Origin of the sequence: Longimycelium tulufanense (assembly GCF_014645795.1) — a bacterium.
Classification (GTDB): domain Bacteria; phylum Actinomycetota; class Actinomycetes; order Mycobacteriales; family Pseudonocardiaceae; genus Longimycelium; species Longimycelium tulufanense.
The window spans coordinates 146,842-173,423 of record NZ_BMMK01000006.1 but is presented as its reverse complement, the minus strand read 5'-3'; the positions used below and the strand labels follow the sequence as shown (position 1 = coordinate 173,423).

Sequence of the window (26,582 nt, the reverse complement as noted above, 5' to 3'; positions counted from 1 at the left end):
ACAGTCCAACAGAGCGTTGTACTGAGCCCTGCGAACCTCCTCCGCGATCATCGGGCGCCGCGGTCAGCGGCGCGCATGTGTCGGATCACTGCCAACGGGTCTGTACTCGAACCGATCCCGATAGTCCACAAAGGACTTCCGTGCTACTCCAGTGTTCGCAACCGATCGGGATCGTCGTCACGGCCGCGGCCACTCCGACGCAACCGGGTGAACTCTAACCTGACGCGAGGGTTGAGTTCACGCCGAACGGGCCGGGCGTGAGAAAGCTCTCCGTCGCGTCATCGGGGTCGGCCAGGCGACCAGGTGGCGCCAGCATGATCCGGCAACAGTCGAGGACACCGTGTCGAGGCGCCAGCAGTCGGCGGACATTGCCCGAGGACTACGCCCGCCGGCGGGCTCGGCCCCCGCTGCGGGCTCGGTTCCCCTCCGCCGACGACACTTCCCGCGCTAGTACCTGTGCGGCCGGCGTGGTGATCAGTCAGCGCAAATGCGACCGCAGCGTGGCCGCGAAGTCCTCGGCGATCCGCAGCTGGGACCGCAACTGCTGCACCCGCTCCTGGGCCGAGGACCAGAACTCGGCCAGCCGGCGCAGGTGCTTGTTTCGCTCCGGTTCCTGCTCGGCGCCGGACAACGCGTCCAGGATCGTCAGCAGCTCCCGCATCTCCTCGAGCTGGAACCCGAGCGGCTTCATCCGCTTGATCAGGTTCAGCCGCGCCACGTCGGGCTCGGTGTAGAGGCGGAACCCACCCTGGCTGCGCGCGCTGGGCGTGACCAGGCCGACCTCCTCGTAGTAGCGGATGGTGCGCAGCGACAGGCCGGTCCGCTCGGCCACCTCACCGATCTGCATCCGCCCGCCCACGAGAATCCTTTCGTCACAGCACCCGGCCATCCCCGTCCCACCCCGGTGACAACCGGTGGGTCGGACAGGGGAACCGCCATTGTGACCCAGGCCGGGCGCGGCGACCTCGTCCTTGTAGTCGCACCCGGCCGCCGGGCCCCGGTTGAGAGGGGGACCCCGGTAGCTGGCCGTCCGGTCGCCCGGTCTGGCAACGGGGTCACGAGGGACCGGGGCGCATCCGCGCCGACCCCGGGGGCATACTACCCTGACGTAAGGGTAGAGTTGTCCCAGGGTCCGGCAGTGCCGTTGGCTGACCCTTCGTCCGTGCTCCATGCCCTGCCCCGACCAGCCCCTCGCGTCCGAGAACCGTTCCCCATCCTGGCGAGCCTGCGTATGTCGATGACCACCGGTGCCACGAGCACGTCCAACGCCGATGTCGTTCGGGAGGCCGCGCGTCGCCGCACCTTCGCGGTGATCAGCCACCCCGACGCCGGCAAGTCCACGCTGACCGAGGCGCTCGCCCTGCACGCGCAGGTGATCGCCGAGGCCGGTGCGGTACACGGCAAGTCCGGGCGCCGGGGCGTGGTCTCGGACTGGATGGACATGGAGCGCGCCCGGGGCATCTCGATCACCTCCGCCGCACTGCAGTTCTCCTATGGCGACGCGGTGATCAACCTGCTCGACACCCCGGGCCACGCCGACTTCTCCGAGGACACCTACCGGGTGCTGTCCGCCGTGGACTCGGCCGTGATGTTGCTGGACGCGGCCAAGGGCCTGGAGCCGCAGACGCTGAAGCTCTTCGACGTCTGCCGGCACCGCAACATCCCGGTCATCACCTTCATCAACAAGTGGGACCGCCCGGGTCGCGACGCCCTGGAGCTGTGTGACGAGCTTCTGGAGCGGATCGGGCTGCAGCCCATGCCACTGACCTGGCCGGTAGGGGACTCCGGGCACTTCCGTGGCGTGCTCGACCGCCGGACCGGCGAGCTGATCCGCTACCACCGCACCGCCGGTGGCGCCACCATCGCACCCGAGGAGCGCATCGGCGCCGAGCGGGCCGCGGCCGAGGAGGACGCGGACTGGCTCCGGGCGTGCGAGGAAGCCGAGCTGATGGCGGCATCCGGCGGCGAGTTCGACCCCGACCAGTTCCTGACCGCCAAGGCGACGCCGGTGCTCTTCGGCGCCGCGGTGCTGAACTTCGGCGTCCGCCACCTGTTGGATCTGCTGGTGGAGCTGGCGCCGCGGCCGGCGGCGCGGCACGACGTGGACGAGCGCCCGCGTGCGCTGGACGCGCCGTTCTCCGCGTTCGTGTTCAAGGTGCAGACCGGGATGGATCCCGCGCACCGGGACCGGGTGGCGTTCGCCAGGGTCTGTTCGGGAGTGTTCGAGCGCGGGATGGTCGTGACCAACGCGGCCACGGGACGGCCGTTCGCCACCAAGTACGCGCAGCAGGTCTTCGGACAGCAGCGGAGCACGCTGGACGTGGCGTTTCCCGGTGATGTGATCGGTCTGGTCAACGCCACCGCGCTGCGCGTGGGCGACACCCTGCACGACGGGAAGCCAGCGGTGCGGTTCCCCGGGCTACCCAGCTTCGCGCCGGCGCACTTCGCGGTGGCCCGCGCCGCCGAGCTCAGCCGCTCCAAGCAGTTCCGCAAGGGCGTGGCGCAGTTGGAGCAGGAAGGCGTGATCCAGGTGCTGCGCTCGGACCGGCGGGGTGACGGGGCGCCGGTGTTCGCCGCGGTCGGGCCGATGCAGTTCGAGGTCGCCGCGCACCGGCTGGAAGCCGAGTTCTCCTGCCCGGTGCGGCTGGAACACCTTCCCTACACCGTGGTGCGGCGGCTGACCGACCCCATGCACCGGAACCTGGTCAACAGCGCGGGCCGCAGCGAGGTCCTGAGCCGCAGCGACGGTGTCGAGCTGGCGTTGTTCACCGACCGGGTCGCGCTCAACGTGGCCCAGCGCCAGTACCCCGACCTCGCGGTCGAGCCCCTGATCGCCGGTACCGAGTAGGTCGGGTAATCGTGCCCGGGCCCGGGTTTCGCGCGGAAAGGCCGGCAGGACGCAGTGACGTTCGACCCTGTTTCGGCCTGTCGGTGCAACCCTACCGCCGCGTCAGATTAGAGTCGGGCTCGTGGCGAACCCGAACCTCACCACGCCGGTGACTCGGATCGAGATCGTTGATGCAATCGGGGGCGCTTTTGTCGCCTCGCCCGTCACTGCCGCGGACCTCGTTGCCGCTGCGGATGACGCGCACGCCCGCCCGGAGGTCCTGCAGACCCTGCGGCGACTGCCCGCACGCACCTACCACTCCCTGCGTGACCTGTGGGAGTACCTCGGCGACATCCCGGTCGACGTCGAGGACTGACCGCAGCCGCGTCAGGCGCGCGATCACTCCCGGGCGTGGCCTTCCCACGCCGGGGCCGTGATCGCGTGAAACGGTTCCGGGGTGGGCACGCTTCGAGCGCCCACCCCAGGGTCCGTTGCACCCAGGAAATGTCAGGTGTGCGACTACCGGAGGGGCTTGACCTCACCGGTCTTGACGTCGACCCCGACAAAACCGTCGGCACCAGGATTGAAAATGAACAGCGGGTTTTCGATCACCGGCCACGTCAACGGGTGACGAAGAACGACGGACTTGTACGGGGCGGTGTAGCCGGCCTTCTTCAGGAGCTTGTCCGCCTGCTGGGGCTCCATGCCGATGGGCATGGTGAGGACTCGGTCGCCCAGCCACGGGTGCGGCACCACGGTGAATGGTTGAACCTCGCCGCCCACCGAAGCATCCACCAGGACCGTGACCTGCCGGTTGTCCTTGACCGCCGTGTAGACGAAGTTCCAGGTGGAGATCGACTGAACACCTCCACCCGGGGTTTTCGCCCGGACTTCCAGCAGCGATGCACCGGGGTACTGCGCGTGCACGCGCTCGGTCACGGTACTGGTGAGCTGGGAGAAGGCGAGCTTGGGTTGCTGCGCGCTGGCGGCCGACGCCGCGTTGGGGCCGTTTTGTGGTGATGAGCTCTCGGCCGCGAAGGCGCCGGCGGCGGTGGAGAACGACAACGCGGCCGTGATAGCGCCGGCGGTAATCGCGCGAACAGATCTCGACATACCCGACATACAGATCCCTTCTCGATGGCCGGACCGGAAGTGGATCTTTCTCGGGCTCTGTTGATCTCGTACAGGCCCGCCCGGGTGAGATATGCCTAACGACCATTGGCTATGGCGTGGGAGGTGGAACCGGAGTAAGCGAAAGCACGGGACTTCGGCGTGACCGGCGGCGTACCGCCGACGCTGACTCAGGTGCAGGGTTGGACAGTCCCGGTGTGCGAACGAGTGTCGTGCGCTCTCGCGGCTGATGTGCTGGGCTGGTCGGAAGGGCGAGCCGGTCCAGGACCGGCGTTCGAGGAACACAGGTCCCACAGCGCCGAAGTACCCGGTTAGAACCAGCGTTCGAGGACCTGGGCGACGCCGTCCTCGGTGTTCGGGCCGGTGATCTCGTCCGCGACGGCGAGCACCTCGGGATGCGCGTTCGCCATCGCCACCCCGTGCCCCGCCCAGGCCAGCATCGCCAGGTCGTTCGGCATGTCCCCGAACGCCACCACGTCGGCGGCGGGCACGCCCAGCCGCCCGGCGACGGCCGCCAGCCCGGTCCCCTTGGTCACCCCGGGCGGCGACAGCTCGAGCAGCCCGGCCCCGGTCGAGAAGGTGATGTCCACCGCCGACCCCAGGGTGTCCCGGGCGACGGCCGCCATCTCCACGCTGACCATGTCCCGGTGCCGCACCAGCAACTTGATCGCGGGATGCCCCAGCACCTCGGCCGGCGGCGCCTCGTCCGAATCGGCGTCCGGCCAGGCGTGCTCGTAGTCCGGCTCAGCCAGGAAGTGCCGGTACCGGTTCTCCGCCCGGAACTGCCCCGCACCGTTCGTGATCCGCTCGACCGCGAAGGCGCAGCCGGGCATCGCCTCGCGCAGGGCCAGGGCGGCGTCCTGGAGCAACACCGGCCCCAGGGTGATCGCATTCAGCACCCTGTCCTCGGCCGCGTCGTAGAGCACCGCGCCGTTCGCACACACCGCCAGGCCGCCCACCCCGACCCCCCGGGCCACCGGCTGCACCCACCGCGGCGGCCTGCCCGTGACCAGCACGAACGGCACCCCGGCCGCGGCCACCCGCCGGACGGCCGCCGCCGTGCGGGGCCGGACGCGCTCCATCGGATCGAGCAGCGTGCCGTCGACGTCCGAGGCAACCAGCGCTGGTTTCTCCACCTCACCATCCTGCCTGTGCGGCGGAAATCATGCGGCCCGATGTGAGGGGCACGACTAGGTTCCGATCACGTGCGCTTCGGTATCGTGATCCTCCCCGAGCAGCGCTGGTCCACGGCCTCCCGCCGGTGGCGCCACGCCGAGGAACTGGGCTTCGACCACGCCTGGACCTACGACCACCTGGCCTGGCGCTCGCTGGCCGATGGCCCCTGGTTCGGCACGGTCCCCACCCTGACCGCGGCCGCGCTGGCCACCTCGCGGATCCGGCTCGGCACCATGGTCACCTCGCCCAACTTCCGGCACCCGGTGGCCTACGCCCGGGAGCTGCTGAGCCTCGACGACATCTCGAACGGGCGGTTCACCCTGGGCGTGGGTGCCGGCGGTGGGGGCTTCGACGCCACGATCCTCGGCCACGACCCGCTGCCCCCGGCCCAGCGTGCGGCCCGCTTCGCCGAGTTCGTCGAGTTGCTGGACCGGCTGCTGACCGAGGACCACGTCACCTACCAGGGTGAGTACTACCGGGCGGCGGACGCCCGGACCCTGCCCGGCTGCGTCCAGCAGCCGCGGCCGCCGTTCGTCATCGCCGCGAACGGCCCGAAGACCATGCGCCTGGTCGCCCGCTTCGGAACCGGATGGGTGACGGTCGGCCCGTCCGAGCGGGACGACACCGAGAAGTGGTGGCGCGGCGTCGCCCAGCTCTCCGCCCGGCTCGACGACGTGCTGGTCGCCCACGGCCGTGACCCGTCCGAGCTGGAGCGTTACCTCGGCCTCGACTCGGCGGGCCCGGCGTTGGCCAGCGTCGAACACTTCGCCGAGGCGGCCGGGCGGGCGGCCGGGCTGGGCTTCACCGACGTCTACGTCCACTGGCCCCGGCCGGAAGGGGTCCACGCGGCCGACGAGCGGGTGCTCGAGAAGGTGGCCGCCGACATCATCCCGGCGCTGCGGTGACGGCCGGCCGGCTACGGGTTGGCGGGGCGGAGCTGGCCTGGGAACGGGCCGGCTCCGGGCCCGCCGTGGTGTTGGTGCACGGGTCGGGGGACAACCACCGGAGCTGGGATGCCGTGGCCCCGGCCCTGGCCGAGACGCACACCGTCATCCGCTACGACCGGCGGGGCCACTCGCGCAGCAGCGCGCCGCCCGGGCAGGGATCGATCCGCGAGGACGCCGCGGACCTGCTGACGGTGGTCGACGAGCTGGCCGGCGGCTCGGCCCACCTCGTTGGCCACTCCTACGGCGGTTCGGTCGTCTTGCTGGCCGCCGCCCACCGGCCCACGGCCGCACGCAGCCTCCTCGTGCACGAGCCACCGCTGTTCGCACTGGTCGACGAAGGGACGCGGGCCGAGGCAGGGCGGTGGATGCGCCAGGCGGCAGATCTCCTCGAGGCCGGCGACGCCGAGGCTGGCGCCCGAACCTTCGTCGACCACGTCGGCTTCGGCCCCGGAAGCTGGGCGGAGCTGTTCGACGACGACCTTCGGGCCACCGCGGTCGCCAACGCCCACACCTGGCTCGACCAGCACCGCGACCCGGACCGGCTCGCGGTCGACCCGTCGGCCCTGGCGGGCTCGGGCGTGCCGGTAACCGTGACGACGGGTACCGCCACCCCGCCCACCTACCGAGCCGTGGTCGCGGCGTTGCGGGAGAAGCTGCCCGGCGCCGCCGTGGCGCGGGTGCAAGGTGCGGGGCACGCCCCACACCTGAGCCACCCGGAGGCGTACGTCAACCTGCTCCGCGCCCGGCTGCGTGACGACCGGCGCTCTCGGGTACTCCCCGGACGTGACCGGGGACAAGGTTCGTGAACTGCTGAAACACGCGGGACAGACGTACGCCGAGGAGGCGGGCATCCGGCTCGCCGACAAGCCCGCCCCGCTGTACCAGCTCCTGGTGCTGACCGTGCTGCTGTCCATCCGGATCAAGGCCGATCTCGCGGTCGCCGCGGCACGCGAGCTGTTCGGGTCCGGCTGGACGACCCCGAAGAAGATGCGACAGGCCACCTGGCGGGAGCGGGTCCACGCGCTCGGCCGCGCGCACTACGTGCGCTACGACGAGAGCACCTCCACCCGGCTCGCGTCCGGCGCGCAGATGGTGCTCGACGTCTACGACGGCGACCTGCGCAAGATGCGGGAAGCAGCCGGCGGCGACGTGCGGGAGCTGCGGCGCCTGCTGAAGAAGATGCCCCGCATCGGGGACGTCGGAGCCGACATCTTCTGTCGGGAGGTGCAGGCGGTATGGCCCGAAGTGCAGCCCTACTTCGACAAGCGGGCCCTCGAAGCCGCCGCCCGTCTCGGGCTACCTCGTGATCCCGAGAAGCTCGCCAAGCTCGTGGACGACAGCGAGATCGCCTCCCTGGCTGCGGCGCTCGTCCGCACGACGCTGGACAAGCACCTCAGCGAAGAGCTGAAGATCGCAAGTTGATCGCCTTGTAGCGAAACAAGTTTCGCCAGGGTACTCCCGAACGCAGCATCGGAAGTTGTTGCGAGGCAAGGCACATGTTCAGCCTGGCATCAGCTCTGCGATGCGGTGTCGTAGCCAGTGGAGGTGACGGTAGCCGCCATCACCCGGACACTCGGTCGGGTTGACGTCGCGATGGGCGAACACCGTGTGCAACGTCAACTGTGGAAAACGCGGCGGAAGTCCGACCGTGCCACGCGGGTCCACACCGTGGATCGGGAACTTCCACGCGAGGAATGAGGCCAATGCCTCCAGTGCCGCAGGAGTCGGAGGAGTCCCACGGTGATCGCCAATCAGCGAGACACCGGTGGTGCCCTCGTTGAAGTTCAGCGCGTGCGCGCCCCACACTGCCGTGTCCAACCCACCAAAGCGTCCCTCGTAGACCCTGCCGTACCTGTCGACCAACGCGTGGTATCCGATGTCGCACCAACCAAGCGCCTGCACGTGATAAAGGTAGATCGCGCGCACGAGTTGAGGCGCTTCCTCGGGCGAGTAGTCGTTGGTGCCCGCCGAGTGGTGCACGGTCGCCGCGTAAACGTTGTCCGCATACTCCGGCTCCCAACACATCAGGCTCTCGTCGGCACCCCACTCCTCCCGCGTGATCACACCGGCGTCGTTCTTCCGCGGCGAAACGTCCCGGAGAAGCCGCCCGGGATCGATGAGCACCGCCGAAAGCCGGCCCGAAACCGCCATGTCCGCCCTGACCTGGAGTCTGGTCGCCGAACCGGTCCACACCGGCTCACTCGCCGGATGCCCTTCATCGGGCTCGATCTCGAACCAGCGCGTCCACCCCTGTCCTGGGGACCCGGCACGGATCCGCAACCCCGGGGGCCGCTGCCCCGGCCACCGCAGCCCCACCATCGAGAACTGCCGACCGTCGCCGACCTCAGCGCCGTTCCGCTCGACCAGCCCAACGTCGAGCGTGCGCAGGGGGGAGACAGAACGATCCACGCGACCAGGTGCGTGCGCTGCGGACGCCGTGGTCAGCAGGAGCACCGCCGCAAGTACCCGAAGAACCACGAACATCGGTCGCATCAGGCACCTCCCGCAGGTCCGGTGTGTGAACGGACATACCCACGGAGGGTGCGGAAATTGTGCTTCGAACGGTACGCACTCGCACCACGAAAGGTGACGTAGGGTAAAAACCGACTACTCTCCGGAATTGAATGCGAAGAGTAGTAGACGTAATTGCACGGATGTCATTCGGCGGTTGCTGTCGCAGACACCAGCGGCCGGCTGGGCTCCGCCGCGGACCACCAGGCAAAAGCTCTGGTAAGAACGCTGGGCACCGCATCGGGCAGCACGGGCTCCGCATACGCCGCCGAGAGCAGCCGAACCACGTCTTCCGCGATCCCGACGCGGGCCATTCCCGCCACGTTCACACCCCGCAACCGGGCCGGGGAGCCGTAAACCTTGGCAAAGGGCGGCACGTCCCGCGTGACCGCGCTACCCATGCCCACCATCGACCCCGGTCCAACCACACGACGTTGGTGCACGACCGCGTTCATCCCCACGTTCACGCGATCGCCGACCCGCACGTGCCCACCCAGGCTCACGCCGGCGGAAAGGGTGACCCGATCGTCAACCAGGCAGTCGTGGGCGACGTAACAACGGTTCAGGAGCCAGCAGTCCGAACCCACCCGCGTGCTGCGGTAGCTGCCCTGATGAATCGTGCTCAACTCGCGCACCACGGTCCGGGGGCCGATCTCCACGCCCGCCCACTCCGATCGCGCCTCCCAGCCCGCATCGTGTTGCGCGGTCGTCAGTTCCGGCGGTGTGCCAATGACGCATCCGGGGCCGATCCAGCAGTCATCGCCGATCCGGCACGGCCCGAACAACACCGCGTTCGGGCCTACCACGACCCGCTCGCCCAACTCGACACCGGCTCCGACCACCGCGTTCGGGTGAACCTGCGTCACGCCGTCCCCTGAACCGGCGAGGCAGCAACGGAAGAAGCGGGCACGGAAGAAACCGGAGCGGGCGCCCGCCACCGCGCCAGCAACGCGGCACCGCCCGCCATGGCCAGGTCAGCCACGGTGAACATCATCCGTGACAACGCCGCGAACGCGCCCGCCTCGACCACCGACATCCCGCTCGCCAGCAACGCGGCGACCACAACCGCCTCCCGCGCGCCCAAACCGGAGGGCAGCAAGAAGGCGAACATCCCCACAACCAAGCCCATCGCCATCGCGCCGATGCACACGGTCAGCCCAGACCATCCCCGCGCACCCAGCGACGTGGCGAGCAACCACAGATGCAGCCCGAACAGCGTGTAGGACAACAAGACCAGGCCCAGTGCGCGCAGCACCACTGGCCACTGGAGTGGACGCTCGAGCGGGGATCGGCGGAGCAGCCGCAACACCCGCGACGCACCCCAGCTCAACACCCTCGGATGCAACGCCGCCAGCCCCACCGGGAGCAGCAGGAAAAGCCAGAGCGTCTCGGGATGGTCGGTCAGCGCCACGGGCAGGGCCAGCAGGCCGAGCACCAGCGAGCCCACCACACCGATACCCACGTGCAGCAACGAAGCGGTGAAGATCCGCGCCCTGGGCAGCCCCACCGCCCGGCCCAGCTCCATCTGCAGCAGGTAGGCCCACACCGAGCCGGGCACGTACTTGCCGAGCTGGCCGACGAGCATGATCTGCGCACCCCGGAACGTGCCCACCGGCTCACCCAGGTCGTCGACCACGACCCGCCAGCTGACGGTGCCGGCGACCAGGCCGGCGAGCAGCGCGAGCATGCTCGCGACCAGCGCCGGGCCCGGTACGGCGAGCACGGTCGCCCACACCTGGTGCCAGTGGGCGACCAGCGCCCACGCCGCCCCGGCGAGGACCAGGACGAGCAGGCCGCGTCGCAGCAGGACACCCGCCTTCCCGGCGGAGGCGCCCTCCGGCCCGACCGTGTCGGCCGCTTCCCGGGCACGCGCCGACGCCGTGCCCGAGTCGGCTACCTCCGTGGTGAGTGCGGGGGTGGCGGTGGAGAGGTCACCTGACGCCGGAACGACCGCGAGTGCGCCGGAAACCGGGCTGGCCGCGCCCGGGGGCGCGGTGCGGCCGTACGCCGGCCGAGGCAGGACTGCCTGTTCGATCGTCAACGGATCCTCCGCTTCAGCCACCCCGGCGCGAACCACCGCAACAGGCACGCGATCTGGGGTGACGTAGGCCGGTTGTCCCGGGCTCGGCAATGTAGCCGAGGCCCAAAACCGGCCCGCAGCAGGTCCAGATGCCCGATGAACTGCGAAAACAGGACCCGATTGTCGCCCGTTCGGATGGAGCTTGCGGAGAAGGTCGCCTCGACTGACTAACCTTCCGTGGTCGATCGGTCGCGTACCGTGCGCGAATCGTTCGGTGCCGGCGCGCGCCGGCCACCCCTGTCGGCGGCCCCCTGCTGGAAGCGAACGAACATGATCCCAATCACGGCGGTGGACGTCCGGGACTCCGAGCCCCACGTCCTGGCGGTGCTCCGCTCCGGCATCCTCGCCCAGGGCCCGATGGTCGAACGTTTCGAGGCGGCGGTCGCCGAGATGGCCGGCACCCGGCACGCGGTCGCCGTCGCCAACGGCACGGTCGCGCTGGCCGCGGCGTTGCAGGCGCTCGGTCTGGGCCCCGGTGACGAGGTGGTGACCTCCCCGTTCACGTTCGTCGCCACCCTCAACGCGATCCTGGGAACCGGGGCCACCGCGCGGTTCGCCGACATTCGCGAGGACGACTTCTGCGTGGACCCGGACGCGATGGCGGCCGCCATCGGCCCGAACACCGCGGCGCTGCTCCCTGTTCACCTCTACGGCCAGTCCGCCGACATGGGTAAGATCGAAGCGGTCGCCGACGAGCACGGTCTGCACCTGGTCGAGGACGCTTCCCAGGCGCACGGCGCGACCTTCCAGGGCCGTCCCGTGGGGGACTTCGGAACCGGTTGTTTCTCCTTCTACGCCACCAAGAACGTCACCTCCGCGGAGGGCGGCGCGATCACCACGGACGACGACGCGCTCGCCGAACATCTCCGCCTGCTGCGCAACCAGGGCATGCGGCAGCGCTACCGGTACGAGCTTGCGGGGTACAACTACCGACTGACCGACCTGCACGCCGCCGTCGCCATCCCACAGCTGGAACGACTTCCACGCCTCGTGGCGCAACGGAAGGAGAATGCCGCCCGGCTCAGCGCCGGACTCGCCGAGCTGCCGGGCCTACGGGTTCCCCGCGAGCTGCCCGGCCGCTCCCACGTCTGGCACCAGTACACCGTCCTGGTCACCAACGACGCCCCGGTGACGCGGGACGAGCTGGCTGCCAGGCTCGCCGAGCTGGGCGTCGGCAGCGGCGTCTACTACCCCCGGGTGGTCTTCGATCACCCGTGCTACCGAGAACATCCCAATGTCATTGCGGCGGAGGTGCCGGTGGCGGCGAGAGTTGCCCGGCAGTGCTTGTCCATACCCGTGCACACCGCGCTCAGCCACGCGGATGTCGATACCGTGATCGCCGCCGTGCGTGAGGTATTCGCCGCATGAGGAGCGGCAACGGCGCCAGAGCCAGGGTTCTGCTGGTGGGCTGCGGTTCGATGGGGTCCCTGCACGCGCGCGTGATCGCCCAGTCGACGCAGGCCGACCTCGCCGCGGTCGTCGACCCGTCTCCGGTGGTCGGTCGGGCACTGGCGGAGCGCTTCGGCGTGCCCTGGTTCCCCGAGATCGATCTGCTCGACCAGGTCGAGGCCGTGGTGCTGGCGTCGTCGACCGAAACGCACCACGAGCTGGCCCAGCACGTGCTCGAGCACGACATCCCGCTCCTCGTCGAGAAACCCGTGTGCGCCGACCTGGTGTTGACCGAGGACGTCGTGCGGCTGGCCGAGCGCCGGGACGTGCCCCTGATGTGCGGGTTCCTGGAGCGCTACAACCCGGCCGTGCTGACCGCGCTACCCCTGCTCCGCGAACCGGTGCACGTCAGCGCCGTCCGGCACTCGCCGTATGCGCCACGGATCCGCACCGGCGTGGCATGGGATCTGCTCGTGCACGACGTCGACCTGGCGATCCAGGTGTTCGGCGGTGTCGAGCCCGCCATGGTGCAGGGCACGTTCGGCTACTTCCATCCGCTGTCCGGATCGGAGGCGGAGGACGTGGCCGAGGCCGTCCTGTCCTTTGCCGACGGCGCACTCGCGACCGTCTCGGCCAGCCGGATCGGCCAGCGCAAGGTCCGGTCGCTGGTGATCCATGAGGTGGGCCGGCTGGTGGAGATCGACCTGCTACGCCGGGACGTCACGCTCTACCGGCACGTCTCGCACGAGGCCGTCAGCCCGGACGGGCTCGGTTACCGGCAGCAGGCCGTCATCGAGATCCCGGAGCTGGTGTCCTCGCGGGAGCCTTTGGCCAGCCAGCTCGACCGGTTCCTCGGTGTGCTGTGGGGCCGGCTGGACGCGACGACGGAACGCCGTCGCATCCTGCCGGCGCACCGTGTGGTAGCTCGCCTCCGGGAAAGCGCCGTATGGACGTCCGAACGTGCGCGATCCGGGGTCCGCACGCAGGCTCCGGAAGGCATTGGCGTGTACTGATCGTGTACAAGTACCGTCGGCACGCGCCCGAGTCGAGTCGTGGTCAGCCGGCCGCGGTCGGCGGAGCCAGGACGGGCGCGGTCGCCTGAAGCTCCTCACTCGCGGCGACCAGCCGCGCGACCTCGTCACACAGGTCCTCGAACGAGTACCAGTCCGCACCATCGTTCCGAGCGGCGGCAACGACCGCCTCGACCGCGTCCCGCACGCCGAAGCCGGGATGCGCCGCCAGCGGACCGTCCCCGTTGTAGATTGCCTCCCGACGCGTGTCGTAGAAAGTCATCCTCGGACTGTTCAGCGCGATGTGGACCGGGTGCACGTTGAGGATCTTCAGGCCCGGGCACGCGAGGGTCCGCCGTATCGGGGAAATCTCTCCGGCCCCGGGAAACAGTCGCATCCACACGTCGTCCTCGAACCACACGGGCAACCGCACGATGCCGCTGGCGTGGACCATCGGCAGCAGATGACCGGAGAACGCCGAGGGGAACTGCGAGTCGAAGCGGATCCCGGCATCGGCCAGGGCAAGCCACGCCTGATAGCTCTCGCTGAACCCGTGCGAGCGGACGGTCCGAACCCCGGGGAGGAAGCCGGCCAAGTGCGCCACCACCGCTCGTGGATCGGAACCGTGGGAGGAGCCCGGAGCGAAGTTCGGGTGCCAGCCACGGGTGATCGCGCCGGCTCTCGCCGCCTCGTCCAGCGCCGGGGAGGGATTGGTCTGAAACACGTGCAACGGCAGATTGGCGGCATGAGCCCAGTCGAGAAGCGCCCGCGTCGCCCACTCCGGCGCCCAGTCCTGGTCGGCGGTGAGCGAGAACCGTCGTTCCGTGACCAGGTGCCCCCAGGGAGCCGTCATCGGCACGGCACACCTCCCAACTCGGCGAGCAACTCATCCGCGGAACGCACCGGCTCCGGGGAGCCGGTGCCAGGGGCGACCGGCACGAACCGCAGGGGTGGACGGCCACCGCTGACCAGATAGGCGTCGACGGCCTGCCGGTCCACCCGACCATCCCCGACGAACGGCAGGGAAACATCCGCGGGGAGCCCGAAAACCGCCCGCAGCAGGGGATCGGCGGACGGCTTGAGGTCCGCACATTCGTCCCGGGTGACGTCCCGCCCGTCCCCTCCGGGAAGCAGGCCCTCCGCGCGGAGGGCCTGCACGCAGGCACGACCATTGCTGGTCACCAGTCGGATCGGGGCCGCGAGCAGGTCAGGACGGACCAGCGGGCGGGCCGTGGAGCGGGCCCATCGCACCTCGTAGGAGTCGATCAGCGTACGCGCCCCGGCCGCACCGCGTCCGGCCGCGCACAGCGCCCGGTACATCGGAAAGATCCCGAAGTGGTGTAGGAGCACCCCCTCGGCCTCGGCGAGGGCACGCAGCCGCGCCCTCAGCTCCGCCAAATCGTCCGCAGGTGCCCCGAGATCCACGAGCGTGCCGTCGAGATCGAAAAGTGCCGCAATCACCATTGCTCGATTCGCTTGTCCGGCAGGACCGTGCGCCAGGTGCGCACCAGCTCCGTGCCAATCTTGGGCTGGGGAACGACGAAACCCTCGCCGAGTGCATGCTTGACGGCCAGATAGGGCATGTTCACCCCGGCGGCCACGGACAGTCCGATCGTGCCCGGGATGCGCGGGTTGACCTCCATCAACCGAGGCACCCCGGATGCGTCGCAGCGTAGCTGCACGTTGACCACGTAACTGAGGCCGAGCAGGCGCACCAGGTCTTCGGCCACCGCGGCCACATCGGGTCGCTCCACCACGACGGCGTGGGTGGCGAGGCCGTAGTGGGTGGAGAGCCGATGCCGGACCACGGTGGACAGCGGTCGGCCCCGGTCGCACAGCACGTCGACGCTGTACTCCTCGCCGGGCAGGTACTCCGCGAGGTGTGCGGGAGGTAACTCCTCGAGCTCGACCAGACCGTTGAGGAGGTCGTCGTAACGGATTCGTAGGTTGTCGCGGTCGAACAGGCGCGCCATGCGACCGTGCTTCGGATCGACGATCTTGACCCCGGACGCGCCCGCTCCGTGGTTCAGCTTGAACACGAACGGACGCTCCGGCCAGCCGAGCGCCACGGCACCCGCCTCGACTTGTCGCAGGCTCCGTACCGGCACATAGCGCGGGCACGGAATCCCGGCCGGGCGACACATCTCCAGCAGTGCCAGCTTGTCGTTCGCGACACCCAGCGCCTCCGGGGCGGACGTCGCGGTCACGATCCCGTGCTCGGTGAAGAAAGGTGCCCATCGGGCGTAGAACGGCTGATCCTCGGTCGACAGTGGCAGCAGAACATCGACCCGGTACTGCCCGGCCAGTCCCAGGATCGCCGCGATCAGTGCGTCGGGCTGGTTCCGCTGCGGTACGAGTGCTGCATGGTCGGCGAGGTACAGGCCGGGGGCGGACTCGCGGACGTCCACACCGACGACTGTCACCTCGCGTTCCCCGGTTCCCTTCAACGCCTCCAGAACCGACGGGAAACCGTCGTTGCCCACGCTCGTGGCCAGGACCGTGATGGGTCGCGTACTCACCGGCCCACCCCCACCATCTCCGCGAAGACCGCAAGGTGCTGGTCCACTACGGCGTCCAGCGTGAACCGTTCCTTGATGAGCTGCTGGGCGTGCTCGGCGACCTGGGCGCGAGCACCCTCCGGGTCCCGGACGATCTCGATGATGGTCTCCGCCAGGGCGAGGTCATCACCGAGCGGCACCTGGAACAGGTGCTTGCGGTCCACCAGATCGATGCCGGGAAAGTTGTCCGCCCGCACGGCGGCGACCACCGGAACCCCGGCGGCCATGCTTTCCAGGCTCGCCGTGCCCAGCCCACATCCCTCGAGGTCGTGTACCTCCAGCGCGGCCGTGGCCAGGTAGTGCGGCACCTCGGCGCGTGGCACCGCGCCGACCGGCACGATCGCCTCCCGAACCCCGAGTTGCTCGGCGAGCTGGAGGAACTCGTCGTAGTAGACGCCGCCCACCACGAGCACACGCAGGTCCGGGACCTGGCGCAGGATGGCCGGCAACGCCCGCACCAGTGGCAGCCGTGCCCGCTGCGGGATCACGTGCCCGAGTGAGACGATCAGCGGTGCGTCGCCCAGACCGTGCCGTTCCCGCACCAGCTTCGCGTTCCCGGCGGAGACCCCCTTCGGATCCACGCCGACCGGAATGTAGTGCAGGGCGCGGATGGCGTCCCGGTACCGCGCGCGGATATAGGCGTCCATGATGCTGTCCATGACCACGAACCTGGGCCGGTAGCGTTGCAGGATCGGGTGCACGAGCAGGCCGTCACCGAGCCGGAAAGCTTTCTGGTACAACGGCTTCGGGCTCTCCATCCTGGTGTGGACGCTGAGCAGCACCGGCACCCCGCGGCGCCGCGCCCACCAGCCGGTGACCCAGGTCAGGTCGAAGAACTGGCCGTGCTGGTGCACCACATCCGGGCCGAAGTCGTCCAACACCCGACGGACCTGCCGGGGCAGGGAGGGGCGCAACGTGTAGGCGATGTCGAAGTTGACCGCGAGCTTGGTCCGGGGCAGGGTCCACGACGGCAGGCGGACGATCCGCAACCCGTCCCGGGCCTCGACGTCCGGACAGTCCCGGTAGCCGGCGGTCAGTACCAGCACCTCGTGCCCGGCCGCGGCATAACCACGAGCCAGCGCCTCGGAGAGGTGGGAGCTGCCGCCCGGCCGGGGCGGGAAGAAGTTGTTGACGACCGCGATCCGCACCTGGGGCTCTCCTAGCTGAAGACGGCTGTGTGCAGGGGTTCGAAGCGCACCTCGGACCCGTCGACGACGACCCGCGCGGTGGGCCGTGCCGGCACCCCGACGGCCAACGTGCGGGCAGGAATGTCGGAGCAGACGACCGCGCCGGCACCGACGACCGCCTGGTCGCCGATCGTCACTCCCATCAGGACAACGGCGTGGGCCCCGAGGAAGACCCGGTCGCCGATACGGACGGGCGCGCGGTCGACCTCGGGGCAGGCCCGGCCGGTGACACAGCGCCGGACCGTGCTGTGCGTGTAGATGTGCACCCCGCAACTGATGTCGCACCCCGCGCCGATGGCCAGCCCGCCCGAGCCGTCGAGCACGGTGAACGCCCCCACCCAGGTACCGGGCCCGATACTGGGCTCCCCGATGATCCAGGCGTGCGGGTTGTACGGGTTGGCCGGGATACCGTGATCCACTTCTGGCTGGAGGTTCCCGTGACCGATCACGATGTGCTTGACGGTGCGGGAGTTCGCGGGAGCCGATCGGGTGCGGGTGTCCGGCGAGAACCCGCTGGGGTTCGGCGGACGAGGTCGGCCATGCCGTCCTCGATGCTGACGGTTGGTTGCCAGCCCAGGACCTCCCGGGCCCGGCGGATGTCCGCGGCCCGCCGGGAGACCAGCACGTCGCGCGGGTTGAACTCCGGTGTCACGTCCACCCCGACCGCGTCGATGAGGATCTTCGCCAGCTGGGCGACCGAGGTGTCCACTCCGGTACCGAGGTTGATCGGCATGTTGCCGCGCTCGGACTCCAGTGCGGCAACCACGCCGCGCGCGATGTCCCGGACGTGGATGAAGTCCATCGACTGCTCGCCCCTGCCGTCGATGACCGGCGGCTGCCCGTTCCGCAGGCGGGCCACGAAGTGGTTGATCACCGACGTGTAGTAGGCGGTGGGCTTCTGTCCCGGGCCGTAGACGTTGAAGAACCGCAAGGCGATCCACGAGAGTCCGCGCTGACGCTGGTAGAAGCGCAGCAGGTCCTCGCCGGCCCGCTTCGCGATGCAGTAGGGCGTCAGCGGGTTCAGCTCGTCGTCCTCGTGCATCGGGAGCTTCCGCGGCTCTCCGTAGACCGATGCCGAGGACGCGTACACCAGGCGACGGATCCGGTGTTCCGCGGCCGCGGCGAACACGTTGTGGTTGCCGACCATGTTGATGTCGATCGACTCGTACGGGTCGGCCTGGCTCTTGTTGATCGACACCGCCGCGAAGTGGATGACGTGGTCGCACCCCCGCATCACGCGGTACACGGCTCCGCCGTAGCGGACGTCCTGGTCGATCAGCTCGACCCTGCCGGTGGCGGCCAGCTCCGCCACGCGGTCGCGGTCGCCACGGAACATGTTGTCGAATATGCGGACCCGGTAACCACGCTCCAGCAACAGGGGAACGACGTGCAGGCCGATGAAGCCGGCCCCGCCGGTGAAGAGGACGGTACGGGAGGACATTCGGGGTTTTTCTCCTGTCGGCGTCGTCATCTCGGTCGGGCTGCCGCGACCGCGGCGCGGACGGCGGCGGCAGCTTGCTCCACCTGGTCGTCGGTGAGGTTGGCGTGCATGGGGATGGCCAGGTGCCGCCGGAAGAGGTCGGCGGAGACCGGGCACGGATCGGTCCGCCCGTAGACGGGCTGAAGATGTGAGGCGTAGGTCCCGAAGGTGCACTGGACACCGTGTTGCCGGAGGTGCCGGGCGACGGCGTCACGGTCCGTTTCCGGCGTCAGGGTGAGCACGTAGGACTGCCAGGGATGGGTCCGGTCGGGGAGTTCGACCGGCAGCCGCACCTGTTCCACGTCACCGAGGAGTTCGGTGTAGGCCCTGGCCACCCTTTGCCGGGCGGTCAGCAGTTCCGGGAGCCGGTCGAGCTGTGCCAGCAGGACTCCCGCCGCGACATCCGACATCCGGTAGTTGTGGCCCGCATCGGAGAACATCGGCACGGCCAACTCCACCGAGCCCGCGCGGTCCAGCGCCGGTTCCACGCCGTAGCTGTGCAGGGTGCGGGCCCGTGTCGCCAGCTCACCGTCATCGGTGACCAGGGCGCCACCCTCGCCGGCGGTGATGCCCTTGCGGCCGTGGAAGCTGAACGTGGCCACGTCGGCGAGCGCGCCGGCGGGCCGGTCGCGGTAGGTGGCACCGGCCGCGCAGGCCGCGTCCTCCATCAGGAACAGGCCGTGCCGGTCGGCGATGGCACGCAGCTCGTCGTAGTCGGCCGGCTGGCCGAAGGAGTCGACGGCGATGATGCCGATCGTGCGCGACGTGACGGCGGCGTTGACGGCGTCCGGATCGATCGTCCAGATATCCGGCCGGACGTCGACGAACACCGGGGTGGCACCCGTCCACACCACCGCGTGCCCGGTGGCGGGGAAGGTGTAGTCGGCGACGATCACCTCGTCCTCGGGCAGCGCGCCCAGCGCCAGCAGTGCAAGGTGCAGTGCGGCGCCACAGTTGGCGGTGGCCAGTGCGTGCCGGGTCCCGGTGCGGTCGGCCAGCCGCTCCTCGAACCGCCGGCAGGTCGGCCCGGCCCCGGCCAGCCAGCCCGACCGGAACACCTCGGCGACCGCGGCCAGCTCCGCGTCACCGACGGTGGGCTGGCCCAGGGGAATCGGTGGGTGTGACATACCTCTCCCGCGGGTTGGTCCGGACGGAGTCTAGGCATCATGGAGTAACGGAACCAAAACCGGATGTAGCCGAACTGCTCGGCTGCGGGCTTCGCTGCGCGCCTTGCCGGTGCGATGCTCACTCCGCCCGTCACCTCGCGGTGACGAGCCGTAGTCTGGAGGGGTTCCAGTCCCCACTTGGAGGTGGTTCGCGGGTGCCGCACGTCGCCGTGGTCGGGGGAGGAATCGTCGGGCTCGCGGTCGCGCACGAGCTGGCCGTGCGGCGCGGTATCGCGGTGACGGTGCTGGAGAAGGAGGCCCGCTGGGGCGCCCACCAGACTGGGCACAACAGCGGCGTCGTGCATGCGGGGCTGTATTACCGGCCCGGCTCGCACAAGGCGCGGATGGCGGTGGCCGGGAGCCGGTCGATCGTCGGGTTCGCCCGGGAGAACGGTGTGCCCGTCGAGGTGTGCGGAAAGCTTGTCGTGGCCACCGGTGAGGCGGAGCTGCCCCAACTGGCGACCCTGGCGCGACGGGCGGAGCGCAACGGCGTGCCCGCGCGGTGGATCTCGACGGCGGAGGCACTGGAGTACGAGCCCGAGGTGAGCTGCGTGGCCGCGCTCCGGGTGGAGAGCACCGGGATCGTCGACTACGGCGGGGTGTGCCGCGCGTTCGCCGACCGGCTGGCCGAGCGCGGGAACGAGCTGCGGACCAACGCCGAGGTGTTGGGTATCCGGGGCCGGAACGGAAGCGTGGAGCTGGCAACGGCGAACGGGGTGGTGCGGGCCGACGCGTTGGTCAACTGCGCGGGCCTGCACAGCGACCGGGTGGCGCTGCTAGCCGGGCTGCGGCCGAAAGCACGCGTCGTGCCGTTCCGCGGCGAGTACTTCGAGTTGCGGCCCGAGCGGCGGCACCTGGTCCGCGGGTTGATCTACCCGGTCCCGGATCCCGCGTTGCCGTTCCTCGGCGTGCACCTGACCCGAATGATCGACAGTAGCGTGCACGCTGGGCCGAACGCGGTGCTGGCGTTGCGCCGGGAGGGTTACCGCTGGCGGGACATCTCCGCGCGGGACATCGCCGAGGTGGTCCGATTTCCCGGCACGTGGCGGCTGGCGCGCCGCTACCTGCGGACCGGCGTGAGCGAGGTCGTCCGTTCGATGTCGCGGAAGCGCTTTGCGGCCAGCCTGGCCCGGCTGGTACCCGCGATCCGGCAGGCGGACCTGGTGCGGGCGGAAGCCGGTGTCCGGGCGCAGGCGATGCTACCCGACGGTTCGCTGGTGGACGACTTCCTCTTCGAGATCGCGCCGCGTCAGGTGCACGTGCTCAACGCGCCGTCTCCGGCGGCCACCGCCAGCCTGGAGATTGCCCGCCATGTTGCCGACCGGGTGGTGCCACACCTGGACTAGGGCTTCCCCCGCCGGCACTGAATCCACAAGGGACTGTCGCATCCGGTGCCAGTCCACGTGGTTCGGTCGGGTTGGCTTGTGGCGCGGACGGATGAGGGTGTCGACTCTCTCGAGCCCATGCGGAGGACGATCTTCAGCGTGGGCTGTGACGCCCGCCGTGCCGGTCGGTGATCGTCCGATCGGAACCTGCGGGCTCGCACCCCATCAGCAAATATCAGCAAGAAGCAGTAAGGGGGCCAAATGTCCTGCAGCCACGTGCCCCACGAATGACACCCCCATACGTTCGTTGGTTACGTCACAGCCCTTGCTTTTGGCTTGATTGCGCGGAAGCTGGAGGCATGGCGACAAAAACAGAAGTAGCCGCAACCCATAAGGACGAACCATTTCCCATCGGCATACCTCCTTTTGGGGGAGCCATCGGGCGAAGTTTCCTGTGGTGGGCTACGTCGACGGTAAGGGCGGTTGTCGCGCTGGGCGCGACCCTGCGGGGTACCAAGGTCTTCCACCCCGTGGGTTCGCTGTTCGAAGGCGAGCTGGTCATCGGCTCCGGCGCCGCGCCTCCTTCGGTGGCGCAGGTGCTGTCCGGGCAGGACCCGCACACCGAGGAGCGGAAGACGCTCCCCGTGCTGGTGCGGCTGTCCAAGGGCGTGAACACCCCGGGTGCGCTACCGGACGTCCTGGGGCTCACCCTGCGGATTCCGCCGGTGGGCGGTGCCGCTGACCCGACCGACATCCTGTTCCTGAGCTCGGGCAGGTTTGCCCTGACCCGGTTGGCGTTCCTGCCCGCCCTCGACTGGACCGGTTGCGTCTACAGCACCGTCCAGCCTTACCGGATCGGTGCCCGGCTCGTGTGGTTGGGTGCTTTTCCGGAGCAGACCGACCGAATAGTCAGTAGCTCCGTCGATGCGGTACGGGAAGCGGTACTGGGACAGCCGCTGGTTTTCACGATCGCGGCGGCCGAGGCATGTCAGCCGTGGCGTCCGATCGGTCAATTGGTGGTTCGTCATCCGCTGCCGAGGGAGGAGGACTGCGCCGTCTCCTTCGACCCGTTGCTCAACTCCCACCCCGTGCTGCGGCCGGCTCCCGAATGGCTGGCCGCGATCCGCGCGGCGGCCTACGCAGGTTCCCGACGGGCACGGGGAGCGTCCCTCGAGTCGCTGCGGATCCTGCCCAAGAGAAGCAGGACGGCGACAGGCTGAGTTGAATCCCGTGGCCGCACAACGTCGTGCGGCCCACCTCCACTGCGGACCGAAAGAAGCGCACGTGCGCGACGGCTAGCCTCGTGCCGGCTCCAGTGACCCGCACCGAGCCCGCCGCGATGCCGGGCCGCGCTTGCTCCGGCTCGAGGCGCTTTCCGTATTCGGTGGTCCGGTCCGGGTCAAACAGACCAGAAGCTGGCTGCGCGATACCCAAGCATGACAGGCAGCCGACCATCCGGGCCGAGCAGCAATTCCACCTGGTTCCGGTCTGGCGACGGGTGACTGATGCCCAACCGCTGTTCCGAGTTTCCCGTTCTCCCGCTAGCTTCCGGCGGTACGCCATCCGGTGAACTGCGACTCGGGTGTGGGTGCGTACTGCACGTTGACGAGCAGCCGACTGGCCGGGCCGAGCGTCAACAACACCACCCTGCCGTCCCGTGCGGTGATCGCGACCGGCTCGTCGACCAGGCTCCCACCCAGATCCGTCCATGGCCCAGGCGGCCCCGAGGAACCCATCCGCAAGGTCCGTCCCCTGCCGTCCGCGCCCCGCCCCACGAGCAACAGGTCCGAGCCCGCCGCGGCACCGGCAACCGATCCCGGCCCACCCGGCACCGGCACCATCTTCGTGGACCACCGGCCGTCACGATCCTGCCGCCCCACGAACAACTGCTGCCCACCGGCCGCCGTCACCAGCACCGCCAACCGGTCGCCGAACCGCACGGCAACCGGCGGCCCACCCGGCTGCACCCCGCGTATCGGTTCACCCGGTGCGAAGGAACGCCCAGACTGCGTCCACCGCAGCACTCCACCCGGCGCCGTGGCGAACACCTCGACCGTCCCGTCAGCCCGCGTGGCCGCCGTCACCCCGGCCCGAACCTCGCTCCCACCCAGATTCAGCCACTCGCCCCAGCTGCCGCTGGTGCACACCCGCGCGCTCACCCCACCGCGCGCGTTCCGGATGACCAGGACCAGCCGTCCCGCACCGTCCACCGTCACCACCGGCTGCCCCACCTGGGAGGCCGCCACCGACTCCGGCACCACCGGGCCGTGCGCTCCGGGCGCGCCCAGCGGTTCCCACACCGAGTTCCACCGGCCGTTCGGCTTGAGCTGGCTGAGCCCCACCACCTCGTGCGTGTCCAGCCGCCGCCCGAACAACCGCAACCGGCCCTGCCGGTCGGTCACCACCGACAGGCCCGGCGCCAGCGGCCCACCCGGATCCGCGAGGGAGACCGGGCCGGACCACCCGTCGCCCTCCTGCCACCACGTGACGGCCTGTCCCGACACCACCGCGAACGCCTGCAACCTCCCGTCCGCGTTGTGCCCCACCCACGACGAACCCAGCGGCCAGCGGTAGCGCATCCGCCGCGGCCAGACGTCGTAGGCGCCCTTCGTGCTGACCCACGGGTCGTTCTTGGCGTAGGCGCGGAAAACGTCGAGTTTTTCTTTCTGCTGCTCGGGAGAGAGGTTGGGCGGCACCACCTCCACGTTGTAGTTCCGGTAGTTCCGGACGACGAACCGTGCGTCCGCCCCGGAAACCCGGTACGTCCGGAGCGCTTCGTCCATCAGCCGTGCGGTGACGACGTGGTCCGGATGATCGTTGAAAGGGCGCCAGTTCCGCGTGTAACGGCTGTCCGGCTGCGGGTCCTGGGTCCGTACCACTGTCGGCTGGAAGCGGCGAAGCAACGTCACCAGTGCGTCAACGAGTTCACGGCGGCTGTAGCTCGACGAACCAGGCACCGTCGCCCCCTGTGGTACGACAGTGCCCACACGGAGCGACTTCGACCGATCTTTCCACAGCCGCAGCAGAGCGTGTTTGCCTCCCGTGGCATTCGGGTTGTTGTCGTCGGGGAGGTTCAAGAAGACCAGCTGTACCCGGGGCTTTCCCCGCAACGTGTACAGCTCGGCCTGGTGCTGGTCGCCCAACCGCAACGGCTCCCCCGACCAGTCGTCCGCAACCCCCGCCATCGCCGCGTACGCCGCGCGCGCACCGGCCTGCCGCCCGGCGGCGTAACGCCCGACATCCCGCGCATTGGACTCGCCAGCGGTGAGGAACACCGTCACCACCGGATAACCGCCCCGGATCGCATCCTGCACGTCGGGGTTCATGAACAGGATGTCGTCGTCTTGGTGCGCGACCACCTGGAGGTACCGCGTACGGTCCGGTTCGGCGGGCCGCGGCACGGGTGCCGGTTCGGCCGGTGCGCACGCCAGCATGAAGCCGGCGAGCGCCAGCGCGACCAGGACCCGGTAGGGGTGGGACATCGAACGGGACATCGAAGCGGCGGCTCTTCTCCTCGACGTGGTGCTCCGAACGAGGGAGACGCGTTCGCCCGCCGGACGGTTGCGACCGAGTGAACTGCGTCTCTTGCCACAACCTGCAGCGGGAAATGACCTCGAACCTCACCTCATTGGGGAGCGCGGTATCGCACGATCGGGAACCGGTATTCGGCCCTAACCTGTGTCGCGCAAATTCCCGACACGAATGGTTCCCTCCATGTCGTTGGCAGACCTGTTCGTGCTGGTCACCGCCCTACTCGTCGTTCTGCTCCCGGGTATGGCGCTGCTCGCCGCCTGCGGGGTGCGAGGCCACTTCTGGTGGATCACCCTCGCGCCGGCGGCAAGCGTAGGCGTGGGCACGCTGGCCGCGACCCTCTGTGTCCCGCTGGGGCTGGGCTACGGGGCGGCGCAGTTGGCCGTGGTGACCGCCGGACTCGCCGCGATCGGCGGCACGCGGTGGTGGCGGGGCCGCCGCCTCTCCTCGCCGGCCGCGGTCGTCCGCGCAGGTTCGCGATGGCGGGTGGCCGGCCGCGTTGCGGCCGGTGTCGGCGTCGGGATGGTCGGGCTTGCCGCCCTCGCCGGCGCACACTCCTGGCTCCGCGGCATCGGCCCGCTGTCCACCGTTCCGCAGGAGCACGACACGATCGTGCACACCCTGCTGACCTCCTACATCCAACGCACCGGCAACGGGGCGCCCTGGCAGTCGCTGCCCGTCGACGTCCTGACCGGGACCCCGGTCAACCCGTACCCGAACGGACTGCACCTGCTGTCCTCGGTGGCCGGGGTCCTCGCCGGCCCGATTCCCGGCCTCAACGCGGTGACGGTGGTCTTTCTCGGCGCCGTGTGGCCGGTCTCCGTCGCGGCACTGGCCTGGTTCGCCGCCCGACGGGCCCGGCTCGGCGGGCCGGCGGCGCTGCTCACCGGCGGTGTCGCCGCGGTCGTCGCAATCGGGCTGTACCGGCCGATGTACCTGTTGTCCCAGATCGGCGGCGTGCTGCCCAACGCGGCCGCCCTCGCCGTCACCCCCGCGCTGGTGGCGGCGCTGCTCTCGCTGCCGCGCAACGGATGGCGGGAGTGGCAGTATCCCCTCGCCGTCGGTACCGCCTGCGCCGGAGCCGTGGCCCTGCACCCGAGCGTTGCGGTCTCGATCGCGCTGACCGTCGCCGCCTGGCTGGCCGGGGACACCTTGGGGCGCGGTGGCTGGTTCCGGCTCCGGGAACGGGTACTCGCCATGCTGCCGGTGGTCCCGGTCGTCGCGGTGGTGACCGCGCCGGTCCTCGTCCACGTGCTCGGCGCCGCCGAACACACCAGCACCTTCCCCCCCGACATCGGACGCACACCGACCGAGGTGGCGGTGGGTCGCGTGTTCGGCCTGGTCTACGGTGGATACGTCGACCTCGCGCCCCGCTCGTCGGGACAGCTCGCGGCCGCGGTTCTCACCCTCGCCGGCGTCGTCGCGGTCCTCGTCCTGCGCCGGCCGCTGGGGTTGGTCACGGCGTGGGCGATCTGGGCGGCGCTGGCGATCGTGATGTACCTGCGTGCCGGTACCGGTGCCATCTCCGTGATTGGTTCCTTCTTCTACAACAGTGTCGAGCGGTTGGGCGCGCACATCTGGTTGCTGGTGCCGACGCTCGTCGGCCTCGGCCTGGTGGTTCCGACCGTGGCGCTGGCTGTCCGACTGCGACGGTCGGTCCGCCCCGCCCCGGTCCTCGCACTCACCACGGCGGGAGTGGTGTTGCTCACGGCCGGTTATTCGGCCGGTCCCACCCGGTCGTATCTGCGGGTGGACCAGAACACGGTGGAGAGCCGTTACCGGCTGGCCCACTTCCACCGGGTAACCGACGACGACCGGAAGGCGTTCGACTTCCTGGCCGAGCACATCCGCCCGGGCGAGCGGGTCCTCAACTCCGCCAACGACGGCTCCACCTACGGCTACGTATACCGCGGCCTGCCGGTGGTCAACGTCCTGCCGATGGGTTCCCGGTACTCCGAGCCCACCTGGCGGCTGCTGCAGTCCTTCCACCGGTATCCGGACGACCCGGGAATCCGTCGAATGCTGGTGGAGCTGAACATTCGGTGGGTCTATGTCGATGACAAGGCACCGGTCATCGGTGCCGCGGGCTCGCCGCACAACTGGACCGGCAACGAGCTGTACTACGATCGGGCGCCGGGGTTCGCCGGGCTGGAGGAGCTTCCAGGATTAGTGCGTACTTTTCGTAGCGGATCGGTCACCGTTTATCACCTGGATGTCGATCTATTGCGTCCGATTGAGACGAATTAGTAACGGCGTGTATCCAC

General features: G+C 69.8%; 24 protein-coding genes. 10 read left to right on the top strand and 14 right to left on the bottom strand.

The features are described from left to right. Positions 1-478 precede the first annotated feature (478 nt). Positions 479-847 carry a MerR family transcriptional regulator gene (locus IEY55_RS09165; RefSeq protein ID WP_189056132.1) on the bottom strand — a complete coding sequence of 123 codons (369 nt, stop codon included), beginning with the start codon at positions 845-847 and terminating at the stop codon, positions 479-481. Positions 848-1,237: 390 nt separating this feature from the next. Here IEY55_RS09165 and IEY55_RS09160 point away from each other — a divergent pair, with 390 nt between their 5' ends. Further along, positions 1,238-2,848: a peptide chain release factor 3 gene (locus IEY55_RS09160; protein WP_373289985.1), complete on the top strand. Its 1,611-nt coding sequence runs from the start codon at positions 1,238-1,240 to the stop codon at positions 2,846-2,848. A 121-nt stretch (positions 2,849-2,969) separates the two neighbouring features. Then, the gene (locus tag IEY55_RS09155; protein WP_229686209.1) at positions 2,970-3,203 is read left to right on the top strand and encodes a DUF2795 domain-containing protein; all 234 of its coding nucleotides are present in this window, start codon (positions 2,970-2,972) and stop codon (positions 3,201-3,203) included. Positions 3,204-3,346: 143 nt separating this feature from the next. Here the strand turns inward: IEY55_RS09155 and IEY55_RS09150 are convergent, their stop codons facing one another. Further along, the gene (locus tag IEY55_RS09150) at positions 3,347-3,940 is read right to left on the bottom strand and encodes a hypothetical protein (protein WP_189055991.1); all 594 of its coding nucleotides are present in this window, start codon (positions 3,938-3,940) and stop codon (positions 3,347-3,349) included. A 329-nt stretch (positions 3,941-4,269) separates the two neighbouring features. Then, positions 4,270-5,094 (bottom strand): Cof-type HAD-IIB family hydrolase, encoded by an 825-nt coding sequence (locus IEY55_RS09145; protein ID WP_189055989.1) that lies wholly within the window; start codon positions 5,092-5,094, stop codon positions 4,270-4,272. A gap of 69 nt (positions 5,095-5,163) precedes the next feature. On the opposite strand from IEY55_RS09145, the gene IEY55_RS09140 reads away from it, so the two are divergent. Genes IEY55_RS09140 through IEY55_RS09130 form a run of 3 tightly spaced genes read left to right on the top strand, consistent with a single transcriptional unit; the run spans position 5,164 to position 7,503 of the window. Continuing rightward, a complete protein-coding gene (locus IEY55_RS09140) occupies positions 5,164-6,039 on the top strand; it encodes an LLM class flavin-dependent oxidoreductase (protein WP_189055988.1) in 876 nt (291 codons plus the stop codon). Continuing rightward, complete coding sequence (locus IEY55_RS09135) at positions 6,036-6,887, top strand: alpha/beta fold hydrolase (RefSeq protein WP_189055986.1); 852 nt, start codon at positions 6,036-6,038, stop codon at positions 6,885-6,887. The genes IEY55_RS09140 and IEY55_RS09135 overlap by 4 nt, the downstream gene beginning before the upstream one ends. Further along, the gene (locus tag IEY55_RS09130) at positions 6,865-7,503 is read left to right on the top strand and encodes an endonuclease (protein ID WP_189055984.1); all 639 of its coding nucleotides are present in this window, start codon (positions 6,865-6,867) and stop codon (positions 7,501-7,503) included. The genes IEY55_RS09135 and IEY55_RS09130 overlap by 23 nt, the downstream gene beginning before the upstream one ends. A 78-nt stretch (positions 7,504-7,581) precedes the next feature. Here IEY55_RS09130 and IEY55_RS09125 read toward each other — a convergent pair whose 3' ends face one another. From IEY55_RS09125 to IEY55_RS09115, 3 genes are all read right to left on the bottom strand, one after another. After that, entirely contained in the window at positions 7,582-8,574 is a 993-nt protein-coding gene (locus IEY55_RS09125; protein ID WP_189055981.1) for a peptidoglycan recognition protein family protein, read from the bottom strand. Positions 8,575-8,738: 164 nt separating this feature from the next. Beyond that, on the bottom strand, positions 8,739-9,458 hold the full coding sequence (locus IEY55_RS09120; RefSeq protein ID WP_189055980.1) for a DapH/DapD/GlmU-related protein: 720 nt from the start codon (positions 9,456-9,458) through the stop codon (positions 8,739-8,741). Continuing rightward, positions 9,455-10,633 carry a lysylphosphatidylglycerol synthase transmembrane domain-containing protein gene (locus IEY55_RS09115; protein ID WP_229686208.1) on the bottom strand — a complete coding sequence of 393 codons (1,179 nt, stop codon included), beginning with the start codon at positions 10,631-10,633 and terminating at the stop codon, positions 9,455-9,457. The genes IEY55_RS09120 and IEY55_RS09115 overlap by 4 nt, the downstream gene beginning before the upstream one ends. Positions 10,634-10,942: 309 nt before the next feature. Here IEY55_RS09115 and IEY55_RS09110 point away from each other — a divergent pair, with 309 nt between their 5' ends. Next, positions 10,943-12,040: a DegT/DnrJ/EryC1/StrS family aminotransferase gene (locus IEY55_RS09110; protein ID WP_189055978.1), complete on the top strand. Its 1,098-nt coding sequence runs from the start codon at positions 10,943-10,945 to the stop codon at positions 12,038-12,040. Continuing rightward, positions 12,037-13,074 carry a Gfo/Idh/MocA family protein gene (locus tag IEY55_RS09105; protein WP_189055976.1) on the top strand — a complete coding sequence of 346 codons (1,038 nt, stop codon included), beginning with the start codon at positions 12,037-12,039 and terminating at the stop codon, positions 13,072-13,074. The genes IEY55_RS09110 and IEY55_RS09105 overlap by 4 nt, the downstream gene beginning before the upstream one ends. A 43-nt stretch (positions 13,075-13,117) precedes the next feature. Here the strand turns inward: IEY55_RS09105 and IEY55_RS09100 are convergent, their stop codons facing one another. From IEY55_RS09100 to IEY55_RS09070, 7 genes are read right to left on the bottom strand one after another with little or no spacing between them, the layout of a single operon-like run. Then, entirely contained in the window at positions 13,118-13,924 is an 807-nt protein-coding gene (locus tag IEY55_RS09100; RefSeq protein ID WP_189055974.1) for a polysaccharide deacetylase WbmS family protein, read from the bottom strand. Next, complete coding sequence (locus IEY55_RS09095) at positions 13,921-14,535, bottom strand: HAD family hydrolase (protein ID WP_229686207.1); 615 nt, start codon at positions 14,533-14,535, stop codon at positions 13,921-13,923. Before IEY55_RS09095 ends, IEY55_RS09100 begins: the two co-directional genes overlap by 4 nt. Next, the gene (locus IEY55_RS09090; RefSeq protein ID WP_189055970.1) at positions 14,529-15,590 is read right to left on the bottom strand and encodes an ATP-grasp domain-containing protein; all 1,062 of its coding nucleotides are present in this window, start codon (positions 15,588-15,590) and stop codon (positions 14,529-14,531) included. Before IEY55_RS09090 ends, IEY55_RS09095 begins: the two co-directional genes overlap by 7 nt. After that, positions 15,587-16,777: a glycosyltransferase family 4 protein gene (locus IEY55_RS09085; RefSeq protein WP_189055968.1), complete on the bottom strand. Its 1,191-nt coding sequence runs from the start codon at positions 16,775-16,777 to the stop codon at positions 15,587-15,589. The genes IEY55_RS09090 and IEY55_RS09085 overlap by 4 nt, the downstream gene beginning before the upstream one ends. 11 nt (positions 16,778-16,788) lie before the next feature. Then, positions 16,789-17,265, bottom strand: a complete 477-nt coding sequence (locus IEY55_RS09080; RefSeq protein WP_229686206.1) for an acyltransferase — start codon at positions 17,263-17,265, stop codon at positions 16,789-16,791. Then, complete coding sequence (locus IEY55_RS09075; protein WP_189055966.1) at positions 17,262-18,257, bottom strand: NAD-dependent epimerase/dehydratase family protein; 996 nt, start codon at positions 18,255-18,257, stop codon at positions 17,262-17,264. Before IEY55_RS09075 ends, IEY55_RS09080 begins: the two co-directional genes overlap by 4 nt. Positions 18,258-18,283: 26 nt before the next feature. After that, positions 18,284-19,423, bottom strand: a complete 1,140-nt coding sequence (locus IEY55_RS09070) for a DegT/DnrJ/EryC1/StrS family aminotransferase (RefSeq protein WP_189055964.1) — start codon at positions 19,421-19,423, stop codon at positions 18,284-18,286. 194 nt (positions 19,424-19,617) lie between these two features. Here IEY55_RS09070 and lhgD point away from each other — a divergent pair, with 194 nt between their 5' ends. Further along, positions 19,618-20,808: an L-2-hydroxyglutarate dehydrogenase gene (gene lhgD, locus IEY55_RS09065; protein WP_189055962.1), complete on the top strand. Its 1,191-nt coding sequence runs from the start codon at positions 19,618-19,620 to the stop codon at positions 20,806-20,808. 509 nt (positions 20,809-21,317) lie between these two features. After that, positions 21,318-22,007 (top strand): hypothetical protein, encoded by a 690-nt coding sequence (locus IEY55_RS09060; RefSeq protein WP_189055960.1) that lies wholly within the window; start codon positions 21,318-21,320, stop codon positions 22,005-22,007. 321 nt (positions 22,008-22,328) lie between these two features. Here IEY55_RS09060 and IEY55_RS09055 read toward each other — a convergent pair whose 3' ends face one another. Beyond that, positions 22,329-24,281, bottom strand: coding sequence for a PIG-L family deacetylase (locus IEY55_RS09055; RefSeq protein WP_189055958.1), 1,953 nt, complete (start codon positions 24,279-24,281; stop codon positions 22,329-22,331). A gap of 220 nt (positions 24,282-24,501) precedes the next feature. Between IEY55_RS09055 and IEY55_RS09050 the strand changes: the two genes are divergently transcribed. Then, positions 24,502-26,565 (top strand): DUF6541 family protein, encoded by a 2,064-nt coding sequence (locus tag IEY55_RS09050; protein ID WP_189055956.1) that lies wholly within the window; start codon positions 24,502-24,504, stop codon positions 26,563-26,565. The last annotated feature ends 17 nt before the right edge of the window (positions 26,566-26,582 follow it).